Origin of the sequence: Herbaspirillum sp. 1130 (genome assembly GCF_017833835.1) — a bacterium.
Lineage (GTDB): Bacteria > Pseudomonadota > Gammaproteobacteria > Burkholderiales > Burkholderiaceae_D > Herbaspirillum > Herbaspirillum huttiense.
In genome coordinates, this window is record NZ_JAFICQ010000001.1 from 1,776,189 (window position 1) to 1,792,162 (window position 15,974).

Sequence of the window (15,974 nt, forward strand, 5' to 3'; positions counted from 1 at the left end):
TCTCCACCCTCCACCTGGACTGAGCATGAACTGGCCCCTGTTTGCCCTCGCCGTTGCCGCCTTCGGCATCGGCACCACTGAATTCGTCATCATGGGCCTGCTGCCCGACGTTGCGCTTGATCTGGGTGTCACGGCTCCGGCCGCCGGCATGCTGGTCTCGGGCTATGCCCTGGGCGTGGCCGCCGGTGCGCCCATCCTCGCCATCCTTACTGCCAAGTGGCCGCGCAAGCAGGCGCTGGTGGGGCTGATGTGCCTGTTCATCCTCGGCAATGTGCTGTGCGCGCTGGCCCCCAATTACCCGTTCCTGATGGTGGCGCGGGTGGTCACCGCCTTCTGCCATGCCGCCTTCTTCGGTATCGGCTCGGTGGTGGCAGCAGAACTGGTGACGCCGCAGAAACGCGCGCAGGCAGTGGCGCTGATGTTCACCGGCCTGACCGTCGCCAACATCCTGGGCGTGCCGCTGGGCACCGCCTTCGGCCATGCGGCGGGCTGGCGCTCCACCTTCGGCGTGGTGACCGGCATCGGCCTGCTGGCCGCCGTCATGCTGTGGACCATGCTGCCCAAGAAGATCCCCATGCAGGCCGGCAATATCTTCCAGGAGTTCCGCTCCATCATCGATACCCGCGTGCAGCTGTCGCTGCTGACCTCGACGTTGGCCTCGATCAGCATGTTCAGCGTGATCACCTACATCGCCTACATCCTGCTGGACGTGACCGGCTTCAGCGCCCGTGAAGAAAGCTGGGTGCTGCTGCTCTTCGGTGCGGGCATCACCGTGGGGGGCCTGGTCGGCGGCAAGCTGGCGGACTGGAAACTGATGCCGGTGATGTGCGGCGTGTTCCTGTGCATTGCCATCGTGCTGGGACTGTTTTCCTTCACCAGCCATTACAAGTGGCCGACGCTGGCAACGATGTTCGCCTGGGGGGCCTTCGCCTTTGCGGTGGTGCCCGGTGCGCAGATCCGCGTGCTCGACACCGCACGCGGCGCGCCCAACCTCGCCTCGACCCTCAACCAAGGGGCCTTCAACCTCGGCAATGCCACTGGTGCCTGGGTCGGTGGACTGGCGATCTCGGCCGGCCTGCCGCTGACCGACCTGCCCCTCATCGGCTCGGCCTTCGCCCTGCTGGGCCTGGTCACGGTGGCCGTCTCGGCCTCGCTGGACAAGCGCGTTCGCGCTCCGGCCTGACTTTTCCCCGCTCCGGAAAAAAGGCGCTTGACCCTCACGGGCAAGCGCCTTTGTTCATTCCGGCGAAGATGCTGAAGCGATCAAACCGCCTTCAGATGCGCCGAAGCGACGAAGTTGTCGAAGAAACTTTCACATCGGGCCAATTGCTCCAGTGTCACGAACTCGTTGGGCTTGTGCGCATGGATGATGTCGCCCGGCCCGCAGATCACCGCCGGCATGCCGGCCTGACCGAACAGCCCGCCTTCGGTGCCGAAGCCGACCTTGCGCGCACGTTCACTACCCAGGATGCGCAGTGCCGAACTCACCAGCGGATCATCGGGCGACGTGCTCATGCCCGGATAGGCCGTCAGCGTTTCGAATTCGATGCGTCCTTGCGCACCTTCAATCTGCATCTGCGGCAGCACTTCCTGTTCTGCATAACGCTTCACTTCGTCGAATACCTCGGCCGGGTCGATACCGGGCAGGAAGCGGTGTTCGAAGACGAACTCGGCCTTGTCCGGAATGATGTTGGGCGCGTTGCCGCCATTGGAGAGCGTGGTGACGATGGAGGAATACGGCACGTCGAAGTCGTAATCCTGCGCTTCCGAATGGCGCACGCGCAGCGCGATCTCGCGGATCTTCAGCTGCATCATGGCCGCATAGTCGATGCTGTTGATGCCCAGGTGCGGACACGAAGAGTGCGCCGCATGGCCATGCACCGAGCAGCGATAGGAGCGCTTGCCCTTGTGCGCGATCACGGGCTGCATCATGGTGGGCTCGCCGATGATGACGCCGGTGGGCTTGATGTCGTTACGCTGCAGGTCAGCCAGCAGCTCGCGCACCCCCAGACAGCCCACTTCTTCATCGTAAGAGAACGAAAAGTGCAGTGGTGTGTGCAGGCGATCCTGCGCGATGGCCGGCAGGCGCGCCAGACAGACCGCGATGAAACCTTTCATGTCGCAAGCGCCGCGGCCGAACAATTTGCCATCGGCCACATGCGCCACGAAGGGGTCGGTATCCCAGTTCTGTCCCTTGACCGGCACCACATCGGTATGTCCGGAGAAGACCGTACCGAAGCGGCCGGGACCGGCATCGCCCAGGGTGGCAAAGAGATTGGCCTTGCGCCGTTCGGCGTCGTAGGTCAGGCGGGTGGTGGCACCGTGGCGTTCGAGAAGATCGCGGACCCATTCGATGAGGTCCAGGTTGGATTCGCGGCTGATGGTGTTGAAACCGATGAGGGTCTTGAGGATGTCCAGCGTCGCCTCGGTCGGTTGCGCGGCGGCTGATGTCAGTGGTGCATTCATGATGATGGTGTGCCTGTTCAAATCCGGAACGGCGGGCCAGCGGTCAACAGGACAGCAGGCTGCATGTTCCCTCAGAAGTGCAGCAAGCGGCGTGCCACGGCGGGCGCATGCTGGCATAGCGGCCGGTCAAGGCAAACGGTGCCCGCGCTGATCAATTCCCCGATTTTCACAATCTCACCTGACGGGAATTGCATAATTCAAGCGGGTTCGCTGGCGTGCAAATGAAGGTTTAGCTTACACCGCAATGCAGATAGGGGTTGGGGAGATGAAGGATCTTGACGGCAGAGGCCTGGATGCCGGCCGGCAAGGATTTGCCTTCAGAGCCAATTGGAACTCGCTCAACCGCCTTGTAGACAGTGACAACAGCGCTTATCAGGAAATTCCTGCTAGGAGCTTTTTCGCATTTTTGTCAGACTGCAGATGAAGTTTTGTGCCCGGAGAAGCGCCCGCAGAGGCCAGCATGGATTCCCGCGGCACAGGAATGGTGATCAGGGTCACTACAAGAGAAGGACAAGACCATGAAACCGCCGATCATACTGATGATTGAGTCGAACGGCGAAGCAGTAGAGCTGGCGCGCTTTGCGCTCTGGCGCAACAATTTTCACTGTGTATTGCAGTGGGTTGACGAAGCAGACGCGGCCATCGAGGGACTGTTGCAGCGTCGTGCGGATGGCGAGATGCAGCTGCCGGGCATGATCTTTCTGGACCCGGGCATGATGGAAAACAACGGCCTGGACTTCATCCAGGCCATGAAGGCGGGCCGCGACACGCGTGCGGTGCCGATCGTGGTATTTCCGGACAGTGACTATCCGCCGGAGATGCCTGCCTTGCTGGAAGCCGGAGCCGTGGAATATCTGCTCAAACCCGAGACGGCCCAGCAGTTCATGGAGGTGGTACTAGACCGTGCGCGGCGCTGGAGCAAGCGGCGGCGCAGGCGTTCAGCTTCAGCGTCGACTTCCAATGCAAGTGCAGGCACAGGGGAGGCGGACGGAGAAGCGGGAACATCCTGAGCGGAAAGAAAAAACGCCGTGTGCTTCAGTGCTCACGGCGTTGTTCTTGTGCCCGCGCGATGGACGGGCGAGGTGATGCTTATTTCTTCACGCGCGTACTGATGTGGCCATCGAATTCGCGCTGCGCGGCTTCGAGCTTCTTGAGGGCTTCCTGCCAAGGCTGGTAATCCGCCTCGGTGAGCCAGGAGCCGCCGGGATTCTGCTTCCACTGTTCGAGCTTGGCGGTCATCTTTTCATATTCTTCCAGCTGGGCGATGAGAAGCGATTCCATCTGCGTCTTCAACTCTTCGGCACGGACGATCCAGGGATCTTGTTCCAGTTCTGACATGGGCGGCTTTCCTTGGTGTGAATAATGTGTCGGATGCTATCACGAAGAGGACTGCTCACAGCCGAGAGGCGATTCGGGTGCACCAGGGCCCTTCTCTTTGACGGCGGCGGCGGAAGCGACTCCAGGTTTCAGACCGAGGCGGGGAAACGACTGACACAGGCATTTTCAAGAAACGAAAAAGAACCTGCCGAGGAGAAAAAAACTTCACTGAGGGTCAACGGCAAAAAAGTGAATCGGAAGTCACGTAAAGCAAAACGGCTGTTCCCAATCGCATGCACCGTCTGGACAACCTTACCAATAGCACCCGTCCTGGTCTCGAAATCGGCTTTAATCCCGATATGAATCAAAAAACAAATAAATCAAATTTAATATTTTAAAAGCATAACAACAGCCGTTTTTCTTATTGGAAACCACCGCGAGCAGCTGCTATTACAAACCACCTCGTTGTCTGGCAAGGGGATGTGAAAATTGGCTAACATTTGCCAAGTATGCAGCATTATCTGGTTATCATGTTCTCTCTCCCAATAAAATGTTTCTTGCCAAGCAAGCATTTAGTTGACGCAATACAGAAATCCAACAAGAAACACAAATAAAATGATTTAAATAGTTTTTTGTCGTATAGTTTCCCTGTTCGATCAACGACGATGCATCTGAATCAGATGCGCATGTCTAATCAGGCCTCGTGAAAGAGGCAATTTAAGGGGGCATTATGAAGATGACCGATATCAAAATTAGCGTGAGACTTTGCATCTGCTTCGCTACGCTGATCCTGGTGACGTGCGTGATTGCAGGCGTTGGTGTGAAGAATCTGTGGACCATCAGCGATGCGACAAATGAAATCGTCAATGATCGTTATGTCAAAGTCGCGCTGGTCAATCAGGCCACTGAGAAAGTCAACATTGCAGCTCGAGCGATTCGCAATGCGATCATTGCCCCGGACCAGGCGACGATCGACAAGTACCTGGAGCGTGCCGTCAGCAATACCAGCGAAGTGACACAGCACCTGGCTGATCTTGAAAAACGCATCAATACGCCGAAGGGCAGCGAGTTATTCAAGCGCATCAGGGACGCGCGTGCAGAATATGCCAAGCCACGGGATAACGTGCTTGAAATGATCCGGCTACAGAAAAGGGCTGAGGCCGCCGACTACCTTTTCAAGGAAGTCATTCCCGCGCAAGACAAGTTCTTCGCTGCAATGAAGGAAATGTCGGCTTTTCAGGTGTCGCTGATGGACAAGAGCGTGGCCAAAAGTGATGCCGCATCGGCCGATGCCATCAATCTGATGGTTGTGCTCTCTTGCATCGCCATTGTGCTCTCGACGGCCTGCGCCATCCTGATCACGCGCTCCATCATTCGTCCCCTCAATGAAGCCGTTGGGGTGGCCAGCGCGGTGGCGGCGGGTGACCTCACTGTGCAGATCGCCGCCACCTCCCGGGATGAAACGGGCGCGCTGCTGTCGTCACTCAAAACCATGAACGAGAACCTACATCGTATCGTCACCGAGGTTCGCCAGGGTACCGACACGATTGCCACCGCGTCGGGCCAGATTGCTACCGGCAACCTCGATCTGTCCTCGCGGACCGAACAGCAAGCCGGTGCACTGGAAGAGACCGCCTCGGCGATGGAAGAACTCACCTCTACCGTCAAGCAGAATGCCGACAATGCCCGTCAGGCCAACACCCTGGCCGCGAGCGCCTCGCAGGTCGCCGTGCAAGGTGGCAGCGTGGTGGGTGAGGTAGTTCAGACCATGAGCCAGATCAATGATGCCTCACGCAAGATCGTAGACATCATCACGGTTATCGATGGCATCGCTTTCCAGACCAATATCCTGGCCCTGAATGCTGCAGTGGAAGCAGCACGAGCTGGAGAACAGGGACGTGGCTTTGCCGTGGTGGCTTCCGAAGTACGTACCTTGGCGCAACGCAGTGCTGCAGCCGCCAAGGAAATCAAGGCTTTGATCGATACCTCGGTCGAGCGTGTGGAAAACGGCAGCCGGCTGGTGGAACAGGCGGGGGCGACTATGCACGAGGTGGTCGCCAGCGTCAAACGCGTCACCGATGTCGTCGCCGAAATCACCGCTGCCAGCGGAGAACAGAGTGATGGCATCGAGCAGATCAATCAGGCCATCGTGCAGATGGACGAAGTAACGCAGCAGAACGCAGCATTGGTAGAAGAAGCCGCCGCTGCCGCCCAATCATTGCAGGAACAATCCAGCCGCCTGCAGGAGACCGTCGGCATCTTCAAACTCAGCGGCAATGACGTGCGCCACGCCACCGCGGCGGTTGCCACTCTGGTACGCAACAGTGTGGATATCACTCCGCATCCAGCAGGAATGCCCCGATAGAGAAGCACCGTACAGAACCCCTTGCCAGTGCTGACATACCACTGGCAATTCACCCCGCCTCGTGCGGGGCTTTTTTTGACGGGATCACATCACCAATAATGGGGGTAGCGTCAACATGACTTCTCCCCCCCCTTTTATTCGGAATTTCAAATAAAGGTAAAACAACGCAACCGAGCATAACAAAGCCATTTATTCCGCTGTTTGGAGCGAAGGATGTCTCAAAGAAATTTAAATATAATGTCGACTACCCAATTTTTCCGGCAGCATTGCAGAGGCATCAGGCGTATAAGTAAATGAGATCGACATTAACGGAACTTGGTGCCGAGCTAGCGTTATATTCAATTGACGCAGTGAGCGACATGATTATTTGGCTCGACGAAGACGGATTTTACGTATTCGTCAATAAGGCTGCCACAGAGTTTTTAGGCTATACATCTCAAGAGCTAAGTCAATTGAGAGTCTGTGATATTGATCCAGACTTTGACGAGGTACGCTGGAAAGATCATTGGAAGGAGCTTGAGATAAAGCAGTCCGTTTGTTTGGAAACGACCAACAGGAACAAATCTGGCCAGATTATTCCAATCGAAGTGAATGCAAGCCTGGTTCAATTTGAAGGAAAAAAATTTAATTGCTCTATCGTTCGAAATATCTCTGAAAGGAAGCGTACTGAAGCCTCACTGCTCGCGCTGAACAAGCAAATCTATTTGCTGAGCATTACCGATGACCTGACCCAAATAGCGAATCGACGCTATTTTGATGAGGTGTTTAAAAGAGAGCTTCAACGTGCGCTAGAACAGAACATTCCTTTTTCTTTGGTTCTTATCGACGTCGATTATTTCAAAGCATTCAATGATCTATACGGGCATATACAGGGAGATCATTGCTTAAAACGCGTAGCAGCCACGATCAGCGCATTGATTCAATCGACGAATGAATTGGCCGCGAGATACGGAGGGGAAGAATTTGTATGCATTCTGCCTGGCATGTCTCCAAATAATGTTTTGATATTTGGTGAAAGACTAAGACAAGCAATCCAAGATCTCGCAATTCCACACAATGGATCTTCTTTCGGGACTATTACCGTCAGTATCGGCGTGTCCACCTTGGAGATTGACAGCAACATCTCGACCGAGAACCTGCTCTTTGAGGCCGATCAACATCTCTATCGCGCCAAAGCGAACGGTCGCAATCGGGTCGAAGGAAAATCTGGCCGGTAGCTCAAGGTGTTACCAGGATCATGCCGCAGTCGCCTGTAGTGGTTTCTGGCCCCAAGGAAGAGATCGATGCTACGGAATGGTGGTCGAAGACCGTCACGCATTGCATCACGGGAAGCGGCTTTACTTTGCGCATCGCGTTCAAGAAAAAAACCCAACCGGGCGACACTGAGCGCGAGCGCGATCATGATCCAGAGGAAGGCATCACCGACGTGAAAGCGGAGTGGCGGACAAAGCCAAAAAGAAGAACAACAAGGGCATTGAGCTGGTTAGCAAGGTCCACAATATGAAAACGTTCAAACGAACTTGCACCATCAAGCAAAGTGCGAAACGTGCCGCGGCTCTACATCAGGCCAAAATCAAAGAGGTCCGCGAGGTCATCTCGGAAAACAAGCAAGATTCATCAAGAATAAAAATGAGGAAAACTCCAGCAGGGGTTTTCCTCTAAATCATCGTTGGCCTTTACAACCTCATCTACATTACTTCGCCGTTGTAGCGTTCGACTCGCGTGCAATTTCCTCGTTGAAGTTGGCATTAAAAGAAACATTCTGCAGAGCCCATCGATCCTTGAAGCGGTACAGAGTCAGTTCAAACAGAACAGGCTGGCGTTCATAGTTCAACATGTACTTCATGTAGACGTAACGGGTGCCGATGGTACGTTCCGAGATCATCTCGGCGTCACCGAACTTCCCCATTGACTGTTGGTAGGTCTTGACCACTTCGCGCAGACTCCGGATCTGGTCAGAAAGCTCCTTCGCATAGGGAGATGTCTTCGTGAGGTAGTCCAGCGCTTCCATCGGCTTTCCGGATTGATACAGAGACAAGAAACGCTCAGGGATGCCATCGTAACGATCGGCTGCGTATGCATTCAACGAGAACATCAACATGATAGCAATCAAAAAGCGGCGCATGGTTTTCTCCTGGTCAGGTAGTGGCCCCGTCAATCGCTGGGCCATGTAAAACATCATGCAATGGCTAGGTTGCCGCTCTGTTTCGTGCTGTCGAATTTTTATTACAACTGAAATCTGCAAGGCGTTCCAAGATTTAAACGCTTCAATTTCCGAGACATCTTGCATTTCATGACGTGACATATCAAATGCCTGCACGTCAAGACACACCAATTGATTACCAAGGATAGGCGCTAAAAGTCGCGCTGCATTGGAATGCGCGAAGATAGGAAAGCAGGGAGATCATCTCGGGGAGCAGCTTGGATTTACTATCGCAGCTTGGACCACAATGATTTACTGATGGTGGCGTCGTATATGCATTCGTTGATCAGACCGCCATCTATCCTTACGAACCTGCCACTCGGGTATGCCTTGCCTTCGAAGTAGCACGTATTGTCTAAAATTTTTCTGTCTCTACTGGCGCAGGACAAGTGATCGTTTATCAGATGCGCCGTAACGGCGTTGAGATTGCCTGCGAGCTGCTGGGCGATGAGGCGCGCAATATCGGGGAGCTTCGCGTGGGCGTCTTCGAGGATGGAGATCGCCGCCGGCCGACCAAAGGTGCCCGGCTGCAGCGTGACAGCGGCGAAGTCATCATGGAGCTGGTGGATGTCCAGGTGGATGCCATCAAGGCCTCGCGCATGGTCATCAAGGGGATCGAGCGACGGCAGACCGAACGCGGGGTGGTCGAGTTCGCGCAGGCCTGGCTGTGCGTGCAGGCGGGGACGCCTTTGCTTGAGACTTCGCGGGAGAGGTTTTTCAAGCAGATTGGCGACGGCAGGCAATGAACTGTGCATTTCAGCGAACATGGGCAATCAGTTCGGCGAGAAGTCCACGTTCAGCTCCCCCATTGCTCTTTGAGCTAAGATGTCCGCAATCGGCCATTACCGGATGCTACTTACCTACCATAGGTCTTTTTCTATCATTCCCAATGAAGCTTGTTGATGCGATCTTCCTCTCGGCACAGATGCCGGAAAATTCAGTCGTATGTGCTCGGGAACCATTTCATCAAAGTAGTGAGGCTGTGATAGTACAGATGGAAAGTAACGGAGGCATTCCTGCGCACATCAAGCAAGAAGGCTATGTTTATTTTCTCGAAACGGACGGCGTAGTCGAGTTGCTGGAAATGATGAGCAAGAAGCGCAGTTCAAGGGAAACGAAGGCTGAGTTCGTTTGTTATTACGCCTCTCATGACGCGTATCCCGCCTTCTACTACGATTTGACAGATATTGTCAGCGATAGGTAGTCCGCTATCGCCCAGAAGCGGACGCAGGTGGCCCTCAGACAACCAGACCTCGGACTTATTGGAGTATATGTATGGCTCAAGCCCAACCTTTACTGTGCGCGGCTGCAAACGTGGAAGTCCCGGCCTACCTCGTCCTCAGCCAGAAGGCTTACATCGTTACCGCACCCGGAAATGACGGCTGGTACGCCGAGAAAGACGGCATGAGTTTTCAGGCCGAAAGTTTGATAGAACTACTTGGGCTTGTGAGCATGTATGAAGCGCGTGGTCCCAAATAGGCAGCTGCCGATCACGAGATTGACGACTTCTTGGCGAAGCACGACCAGTAAATTCCTGTGTCCACTTTGGAGTCGACTGCTGCCAGTCCTGAATCTCCGGGAATTTTCCAGCGCAGCGACTTGCTATCCTGGCGCTCTTCTTGCGGCGGCGAGACCAGCTGCGATGGTTCGATAGATTCTGCCGTCCGCGTTACCGGCGTGATCGCTCATGGTTGCTTTCCCTCATTGGCAGGAAGTTGATAGGGACGGAAGCGGACCACCTTTTGGCCGGCCCACTCATTCAAACAAAGAAACTGCCCCTGCAACGGCTCAATCTCATTGCAGCCAAACACAGCAGCCGCCTTCGTCACATCTCCGAACCCTCCGGTGTTATTCGGCATCGTCCCCAGCAACTGCGGCGGCACCCGGTGCGCGGCCAGCACATTATCCCGCGTGCAGTTCTTGATATTGAAGAATTCATCCTTGGCCGCGATCTCCGCCACCGGCAGCATCTGCCCCCCATCCTTCTTCCCGCCAGGCGCATAGAGAAACAAATTCCGAAAATTCCCCGGCGCCTTGCTGTTGCGCATGGCCTCGCGCAGCTTGTCCACATCAGCGACGTTGCTCAAGTACGTTTTCCCCTATCGGGGCGGGCGGATCGTGGAGATGGGAAACAACGGCGGGAACCAGGCGCGCGAGCGGGCGAAATTGCCGCAAGTGCGCGTGCATGACCTCCGGCACACGTATGGCACCCGCCCGCGCGCCGCCGGTGTCTCCGAGGAAGACCGGGCGCTATTGCTGGGCCACGCCAGCAAGAGCATGCCCGAGCACTACGCGACTGGAACGGTCGAGAGCCTGGTCGACCAAGTCAATAAGGTCGAGCTCACGCGGAAGAGGATGACGATCTTACGCGTGGTCAACGGCTGAACAACGTCACGCAAAAAGTCACGCAGGCCGTTTTTGCAGAGACACGAAAAGCAAAAGGCCTCTAACGCGGTAACGTTAGAGGCCTTTATCTGCAAGACTTTCGCCTTAGTGCATTTGGTTGCGGGGGCGGGATTTGTTATTCAGAAACAGCGTGTGAAGCTAGCATAGCGCCCTGCCCGCCCCCTGATTATGGAATAGCCTTGCTGTGGACTAAAAGTATATAAAAATCAGCCGATTGGAAATAGATCATGGGCTATTCGACGTGTCGCCTGGCAGCTGAAACTGCTTGATTTCCTTAGGGTGCGCTGTTCAGCAGCCGATTAAAAGCCACAGCCTACACCCTGCCTAAAATGGACACTGCAATTTTCGCTTTATGCAAAATTCGGATTTTTTTTTGATCTGTCCTCGTTTATCTTCATGCATAGTGGTCTTTCAAACACCTAACATCCATCCAGATGACCTATGCTTAAAACTACCCTCGCGGCTCTTATTTTTGGTGCCTGTTTTACTGGCCACGCATTCGCTGCAAACTCCGACCCAGATGATGAGGCACTTAATAGCTGCCTCAAGAGTCAACATCGCTCTACGCCTGAGGAGGAGTTTAGTTTGTTTTATCGACTTCAATCCCGTGCTCCGACGGTGATGAGTAACGTAAAACGAATTTATTATGGCAAGAAGCTGGATCAATACGGAGACCTCCGCCTTCCTCCTGGGCAGGGACCATTTCCTGTAGCTATCGTTGTTCACGGCGGCAATTGGCTTGCGGTCGTCAATTCGGATTATATGGCTCCAGTTGCAGAGATTCTTACTAATTCAGGCTTCGCTACGTGGAATATTGAGTACAGCCGTATCGGTAGCGGAGGAGGATGGCCGGGATCATTTCAATCTATCGCAGCGGCAACAGACTTCGTCCGAGATTTGGCGAAGATATACCCACTTGACCTTAATAGGGTAATGTCTATCGGGCACTCGTCCGGTGGACACTATGCGCTATGGATGGCATCTCGTAAAAATATTCGCGAGCTGTCTGAGGTCTTCGTGCCAAATCCTTTACAGCTTAAGGGGGCAATTGCACTCGACGGTTCGCCGGACATTGACGCTTTCGGGAAGCTTCCACGTGGCAAGGTAATCATCCCTCAGTTAATCGGCTCAACAGAACCTGCTGTGATTTCTGAACGAATGCGGGATATTTCTCCTACCCTACTTTTACCTACTGGTGGAAAGATATTTATCATCTCCCAAGATAGTGACAGAGCGCCAATGCAGCGCGAATATGTGAGGAATGCAAACGCAAAAGGAGACCGTGCGGCGTATGACATTATCTGTCCAGCAAATCATTTCACTACGGCTGATACAGAGAATCCTGTGGTTAGAGAAAAGATTATTCGATATTCACATGAAGTTATTGACGCTCGCTAATACAACGAAAGCGAAATGCAAAATGCAAAATGCAAAATGCCCGCTGGTCGCGGGCATTTTGCTAACTGGAGCACCTGATTACAAGTCCGGCGCGAATTTCAATTTTATCAAATACTTAGCTCATTTTTTGCTTCGCAATTACGAATTTTAGCGCCTCGGAAACCCTTACAGGGCCTCGGTCGTTCGGAAATTGCGAAGCGGATTTTATACCGCCAAATGCGAATAGCGTAGTGGCTGTGATAAATTTGAACCATGAATAAAAATGAAAAGAAATCCATGGCCACCAGGCATATTTCTGCTCAATCGGATTGGGACTTCATCTTTCAAGAGGTGACAGACGCGTTCTCTCCAGGGGCACCTGTCCAAGAAAAAGACCTCTTCGCCGGGCGAGCTGCACAAATTCTGTCACTTCACGATGCCGTGTTGCAGCGCGGGCGTCACGCAATAGTCTATGGCGAGCGGGGTGTAGGGAAAACGTCGCTTGCAAATATCTTGCGGCTAGTTATGCATCGACCGAACAAGGAAGTGATTTATGTTCGGGTAAACGCTGATCCAAATGATACTTTTACCTCTCTCTGGACCAAGGTGTTCAAACGGATTTCCTTTGCAGTCGAGGTGGAGGGTGTTCTACAGAACCGGACATTTGCTGACGACATCACTGGCCCTCTTTCCCCTGATGATGTTCAACTGCTCCTCTCCAATTTCTCTCCTAATCAAACTCCCATAATCGTTTTGGATGAGTTTGACCGGATTTTAGATAAGTCAGTGACCACCCAGGTTGCTGACACCATAAAATCATTGTCCGATTACTCGACGAACGCCACGGTAATTATTGTCGGTGTAGCCGAGGATGTTTCCAGTCTTATCCTCGGCCACAACTCCATTACGCGTTCGCTCATCCAAGTTCAGATGCCCCGGATGTCTACAGATGAGTTGAGCGAAATTATTCTTACTCGGTTTAAGCGATGCGGAGTTAAAACGGACGAAGATGCAGTATGGAAAATGGTCTTTCTATCTCGTGGACTCCCTTACTATACGCACCTTCTGGCGATGCACTCGGCGCGCTACTGTATCGAGAAGAAGTCCCTTTTCGTAGGCCATGACGATGTGGATCAGGCTATCGGTAGGTCGCTCTCGGAGCTAGATCAGTCAATCAAGGAGCGCTACCATACTGCAGTTAAAAGCCAGCGGGGAGAGACCTTATATGCGTCTGTCCTTCTCGCGTGCGCGTTGACCCCGCCAGACGAGCTAGGCCAATTTCAGCAGTCCGCAGTTGCAAGCTCCTTGAATCGTCTCATCCCTGGAAAAAATTATTTGCCGTCCACATATGCACTTCATATGAATAGCTTTTGTGAAGAGGAACGAGGTTGCGTCTTGCAACGTTTTGGTTCGTCTCGGAACTTTCGCTATCGGTTTGCTGACCCAATGATGCAGCCCTTCGTAATCCTCAAGGGGCTTGACGAAGGCAGGTTAAATGATGCTGTGGCGCAAGTTTTTGCAAATCGGAGACAGTTGAACTTGGGAATTTGATCTACGGGACTGTTCGATTGTGTACATTCTGTGCTGCGCTGCAGTTTTTGTTATTATTCGTTGTTATGTCTGCTGTTTTTGGTCTTTGGAGAAAATCATGAAATCGGTAATTGCAAAGGTTGTGGACGACCATGATGTGTCTCGTAAGGAACTGAAGGCTTCTGACGTCAAGCCCGCACGAATCAAGGTGGGTGCAGCCACAGTTGTTCGCTCCCAGCACATGGGAAAATATGGCGCAGTTTTAAAGGTTGAAGTGGCAGCTGCGGACCGCCGCAAGCTTATTCGAGAGACCGCGAAGCAAATCCGCGCCATTGTTGAAACTCCAATCACTTCGCAGCAACGTCAACGGGCAACAGAGTTGGCGCGCAAAGCACGTGCAGCGAAAGAGTCGTCAGCGACTGCTCGCTTCAGGAAAGAAGCCGCTTGAACCTGTCGGAAGATGGCTTCACGGGCCTTATTGCAATAAGTGAAGTTGAGCCGACTGAGTTGCATCGTATTGACTCCTTCACCTCCGGCAGAGATGAACTTGATGAATTTCTTACGCAGCAAGCAGCAGCGTTGCATAGCGATCATTTAAGTCATACCAGTTGCCTTTTTCACACTGACTTCCCTAGTTTGGTCGGTTTTATAACGCTTTCTAACGACGCGATTCCGCTTAATCAAACGGAGGTCGGGGAGTTGGGGTTAGCGTACCCGGTCTCGCTAAGCTTCTACCCTGCCATTAAAATCGGCCGGTTGGCGGTCCATTCTGACTTAAAACGCCAAGGCGTTGGCCGCCGCATTCTTGATTTGGCAGTCGGTGAAATTACCGGCCAGGCGACCATCACCGCTTCACGCCTGCTTATAACCGATGCCGTCAACGACAAAGAAATTCTTTCTTTCTATGCATCAATGGGCTTTGAAGAGTCGCTGTGGGCAACGGCGCAAAATCGAAATCACGGACGCGGAAAAGAGCGAGCGACCATCAAAATGATTCGTGACATTTATCATTACTAGTGATTTTTAGACGTCGCGAAAGAAAAGGAGCCATTGGCTCCTTTTTTTTTGCGCTTCATGCGTCAAAATGCGTCAAATCTCATCCCCGCCAGTAGCACGGTCAGGCCAGGCGGGACGGACTTCGGCGCTTGACGCAAATCTGAGTCAAAACCGACCTATGTAGCGGGCAGGCGCGGGGTGGGGGCAACCGCGCGCGCAGGGCCGGGAAAGTGATTTGTACTGTACGTATATACAGTATTATCAAAGAATCACCATCCCTAGTTGTCAATATGTCACGCCTCACCTACCCCGCGCCGATCCCGCCAGGGAGTCCCGTCAGGCCCGTGCCGGCCATCCAGTTCGCCGGCGGACCGCTGGCCCTGCACATCACGCACAAGCTGCACGCCGGCTTACCCAGCCCCGCTGCCGACTACACCGCCGATCCGCTGGACCTGAATCAATACCTGGTGGATCGCGTCGCCTGCACCTTCCTCTTCGATGTGGTCGGCTGGTGCATGAGCGGCGCACATCGTCAAGGGCGACAAGGTGGTGGTGGACGAACCGCAATACAACAACGGCCGCACCGTGCCCCTGCCCGAGCCGACCGATGATCTGCGGGTGATCGTCAAGGCGGCGATGTGGGGTCTGCGCCGGATCTACCGGCCCGAGTTCCTCTACAAGAAGGCCGGCATCATGCTGATGGATCTGGCCGAATGCCAGGCGCGTCAGGCCACGCTCTTTGGCAGCGGCGTGTCGGCGATGTCATCGGCACCGTTGATGGCGGCCTTCGACAGCATCAACAAGCGTTTCGGACGCGACACCGTGCGCCTGGCCAGCGCCGCCGGTCCGCACCGCTGGGCGGCGCGCTTCGAGCACGTGACGCCCCATTACACAACCGATTGGGCGGCGCTGCCGCGCGTGAGGTAAGCATGCAAGTGATCGTTTATCAGATGCGCCGCAACGGCGTGGAGATTGCCCGGGAGCTGCTGGGTGATGAAGCGCGCAACATCGGGGAGCTGCGCGTGGGCGTCTTCGAGGATGGAGACCGGCGCCGGCCGATCAAGGGTGCCAGGCTGCAGCGCGACAGCGGGGAGGTCATCATGGAGCTGATGGATGTCCAAGTGGATGCCATCAAGGCATCGCGCATGGTCATCAAGGGGATCGAACGACGGCAGACCGAACGCGGCGTTGTGGAATTTGCTCAGGCCTGGCTGTGCGTGGTAGCGGGGACACCCTTATTGGAGACTTCCCGAGAGAGGTTCTTCAAATCAACCGGCGGCACTCAGCATTGACGCCTTCGTGGCTCAGCTTGTT

General features: G+C 54.3%; 18 protein-coding genes and 1 pseudogene. 15 read left to right on the top strand and 4 right to left on the bottom strand.

Annotated features, from left to right (window positions below; all coding sequences use genetic code 11):
- The first annotated feature begins 25 nt into the window (after positions 1 to 25).
- Entirely contained in the window at positions 26 to 1,183 is a 1,158-nt protein-coding gene (locus JOD78_RS07900) for an MFS transporter (RefSeq protein ID WP_134136150.1), read from the top strand.
- An 80-nt stretch (positions 1,184 to 1,263) separates the two neighbouring features.
- Here JOD78_RS07900 and argE read toward each other — a convergent pair whose 3' ends face one another.
- Positions 1,264 to 2,466, bottom strand: coding sequence for an acetylornithine deacetylase (gene argE / locus JOD78_RS07905; RefSeq protein WP_204725707.1), 1,203 nt, complete (start codon positions 2,464 to 2,466; stop codon positions 1,264 to 1,266).
- 518 nt (positions 2,467 to 2,984) lie between these two features.
- Here argE and JOD78_RS07910 point away from each other — a divergent pair.
- Positions 2,985 to 3,476, top strand: a complete 492-nt coding sequence (locus JOD78_RS07910; RefSeq protein WP_121042232.1) for a response regulator — start codon at positions 2,985 to 2,987, stop codon at positions 3,474 to 3,476.
- Positions 3,477 to 3,555: 79 nt separating this feature from the next.
- On the opposite strand, the gene JOD78_RS07915 is transcribed toward JOD78_RS07910, so the two are convergent.
- A complete protein-coding gene (locus JOD78_RS07915; RefSeq protein ID WP_121042233.1) occupies positions 3,556 to 3,804 on the bottom strand; it encodes a hypothetical protein in 249 nt (82 codons plus the stop codon).
- 709 nt (positions 3,805 to 4,513) lie between these two features.
- Here JOD78_RS07915 and JOD78_RS07920 point away from each other — a divergent pair.
- The 3 genes from JOD78_RS07920 (at position 4,514) to JOD78_RS27910 (ending at position 7,652) form a co-directional block, all read left to right on the top strand.
- A complete protein-coding gene (locus JOD78_RS07920; protein ID WP_204725708.1) occupies positions 4,514 to 6,148 on the top strand; it encodes a methyl-accepting chemotaxis protein in 1,635 nt (544 codons plus the stop codon).
- A gap of 293 nt (positions 6,149 to 6,441) precedes the next feature.
- Entirely contained in the window at positions 6,442 to 7,365 is a 924-nt protein-coding gene (locus tag JOD78_RS07925) for a GGDEF domain-containing protein (protein WP_121042239.1), read from the top strand.
- Positions 7,366 to 7,385: 20 nt separating this feature from the next.
- Positions 7,386 to 7,652, top strand: coding sequence for a hypothetical protein (locus JOD78_RS27910; protein WP_245202000.1), 267 nt, complete (start codon positions 7,386 to 7,388; stop codon positions 7,650 to 7,652).
- A 189-nt stretch (positions 7,653 to 7,841) separates the two neighbouring features.
- Here the strand turns inward: JOD78_RS27910 and JOD78_RS07935 are convergent, their stop codons facing one another.
- Positions 7,842 to 8,453, bottom strand: a complete 612-nt coding sequence (locus JOD78_RS07935; protein ID WP_209567018.1) for a hypothetical protein — start codon at positions 8,451 to 8,453, stop codon at positions 7,842 to 7,844.
- Between the two features lie 287 nt (positions 8,454 to 8,740).
- Between JOD78_RS07935 and JOD78_RS07940 the strand changes: the two genes are divergently transcribed.
- The 3 genes from JOD78_RS07940 (at position 8,741) to JOD78_RS07950 (ending at position 9,830) form a co-directional block, all read left to right on the top strand.
- Entirely contained in the window at positions 8,741 to 9,097 is a 357-nt protein-coding gene (locus tag JOD78_RS07940) for a hypothetical protein (RefSeq protein WP_134040260.1), read from the top strand.
- A gap of 143 nt (positions 9,098 to 9,240) precedes the next feature.
- A complete protein-coding gene (locus JOD78_RS07945) occupies positions 9,241 to 9,555 on the top strand; it encodes a hypothetical protein (protein WP_134040262.1) in 315 nt (104 codons plus the stop codon).
- 71 nt (positions 9,556 to 9,626) lie between these two features.
- On the top strand, positions 9,627 to 9,830 hold the full coding sequence (locus JOD78_RS07950) for a hypothetical protein (protein WP_121042247.1): 204 nt from the start codon (positions 9,627 to 9,629) through the stop codon (positions 9,828 to 9,830).
- 206 nt (positions 9,831 to 10,036) lie between these two features.
- Here JOD78_RS07950 and JOD78_RS07955 read toward each other — a convergent pair.
- Positions 10,037 to 10,435 (bottom strand): annotated as a pseudogene (locus JOD78_RS07955) (capsid portal protein); the annotation flags it as partial.
- Between JOD78_RS07955 and JOD78_RS07960 the strand changes: the two are divergent.
- From JOD78_RS07960 to JOD78_RS07990, 7 genes are all read left to right on the top strand, one after another.
- Positions 10,431 to 10,736 carry a hypothetical protein gene (locus tag JOD78_RS07960; RefSeq protein WP_166675569.1) on the top strand — a complete coding sequence of 102 codons (306 nt, stop codon included), beginning with the start codon at positions 10,431 to 10,433 and terminating at the stop codon, positions 10,734 to 10,736. The pseudogene JOD78_RS07955 and the gene JOD78_RS07960 sit on opposite strands and share 5 nt — an antisense overlap.
- Before the next feature lie 462 nt (positions 10,737 to 11,198).
- Complete coding sequence (locus JOD78_RS07965; RefSeq protein WP_209567019.1) at positions 11,199 to 12,155, top strand: alpha/beta hydrolase; 957 nt, start codon at positions 11,199 to 11,201, stop codon at positions 12,153 to 12,155.
- A 252-nt stretch (positions 12,156 to 12,407) separates the two neighbouring features.
- The gene (locus JOD78_RS07970; RefSeq protein ID WP_209567020.1) at positions 12,408 to 13,685 is read left to right on the top strand and encodes an AAA family ATPase; all 1,278 of its coding nucleotides are present in this window, start codon (positions 12,408 to 12,410) and stop codon (positions 13,683 to 13,685) included.
- Between the two features lie 97 nt (positions 13,686 to 13,782).
- Positions 13,783 to 14,112 carry a hypothetical protein gene (locus JOD78_RS07975; protein ID WP_209567021.1) on the top strand — a complete coding sequence of 110 codons (330 nt, stop codon included), beginning with the start codon at positions 13,783 to 13,785 and terminating at the stop codon, positions 14,110 to 14,112.
- Entirely contained in the window at positions 14,109 to 14,681 is a 573-nt protein-coding gene (locus JOD78_RS07980; protein ID WP_209567022.1) for a GNAT family N-acetyltransferase, read from the top strand. Before JOD78_RS07975 ends, JOD78_RS07980 begins: the two co-directional genes overlap by 4 nt.
- Before the next feature lie 531 nt (positions 14,682 to 15,212).
- Positions 15,213 to 15,587: a DUF4113 domain-containing protein gene (locus JOD78_RS28290; protein WP_348534254.1), complete on the top strand. Its 375-nt coding sequence runs from the start codon at positions 15,213 to 15,215 to the stop codon at positions 15,585 to 15,587.
- A gap of 2 nt (positions 15,588 to 15,589) precedes the next feature.
- A complete protein-coding gene (locus JOD78_RS07990) occupies positions 15,590 to 15,952 on the top strand; it encodes a hypothetical protein (protein ID WP_209567715.1) in 363 nt (120 codons plus the stop codon).
- Positions 15,953 to 15,974: the final 22 nt, after the last annotated feature.

Coding starts and splice junctions, on each gene's coding strand:
- JOD78_RS07950 (WP_121042247.1), top strand. CDS start 9,627: ATGGCTCAAGCCCAACCTTTACTGTGCGCGGCTGCAAACGTGGAAGTC.
- JOD78_RS27910 (WP_245202000.1), top strand. CDS start 7,386: ATGCCGCAGTCGCCTGTAGTGGTTTCTGGCCCCAAGGAAGAGATCGAT.
- JOD78_RS07920 (WP_204725708.1), top strand. CDS start 4,514: ATGAAGATGACCGATATCAAAATTAGCGTGAGACTTTGCATCTGCTTC.
- JOD78_RS07975 (WP_209567021.1), top strand. CDS start 13,783: ATGAAATCGGTAATTGCAAAGGTTGTGGACGACCATGATGTGTCTCGT.
- JOD78_RS07965 (WP_209567019.1), top strand. CDS start 11,199: ATGCTTAAAACTACCCTCGCGGCTCTTATTTTTGGTGCCTGTTTTACT.
- argE (WP_204725707.1), bottom strand. CDS start 2,466: ATGAATGCACCACTGACATCAGCCGCCGCGCAACCGACCGAGGCGACG.
- JOD78_RS07900 (WP_134136150.1), top strand. CDS start 26: ATGAACTGGCCCCTGTTTGCCCTCGCCGTTGCCGCCTTCGGCATCGGC.
- JOD78_RS07910 (WP_121042232.1), top strand. CDS start 2,985: ATGAAACCGCCGATCATACTGATGATTGAGTCGAACGGCGAAGCAGTA.
- JOD78_RS07970 (WP_209567020.1), top strand. CDS start 12,408: ATGAATAAAAATGAAAAGAAATCCATGGCCACCAGGCATATTTCTGCT.
- JOD78_RS07925 (WP_121042239.1), top strand. CDS start 6,442: ATGAGATCGACATTAACGGAACTTGGTGCCGAGCTAGCGTTATATTCA.
- JOD78_RS07945 (WP_134040262.1), top strand. CDS start 9,241: ATGAAGCTTGTTGATGCGATCTTCCTCTCGGCACAGATGCCGGAAAAT.
- JOD78_RS07915 (WP_121042233.1), bottom strand. CDS start 3,804: ATGTCAGAACTGGAACAAGATCCCTGGATCGTCCGTGCCGAAGAGTTG.
- JOD78_RS07935 (WP_209567018.1), bottom strand. CDS start 8,453: ATGTCACGTCATGAAATGCAAGATGTCTCGGAAATTGAAGCGTTTAAA.
- JOD78_RS07990 (WP_209567715.1), top strand. CDS start 15,590: ATGCAAGTGATCGTTTATCAGATGCGCCGCAACGGCGTGGAGATTGCC.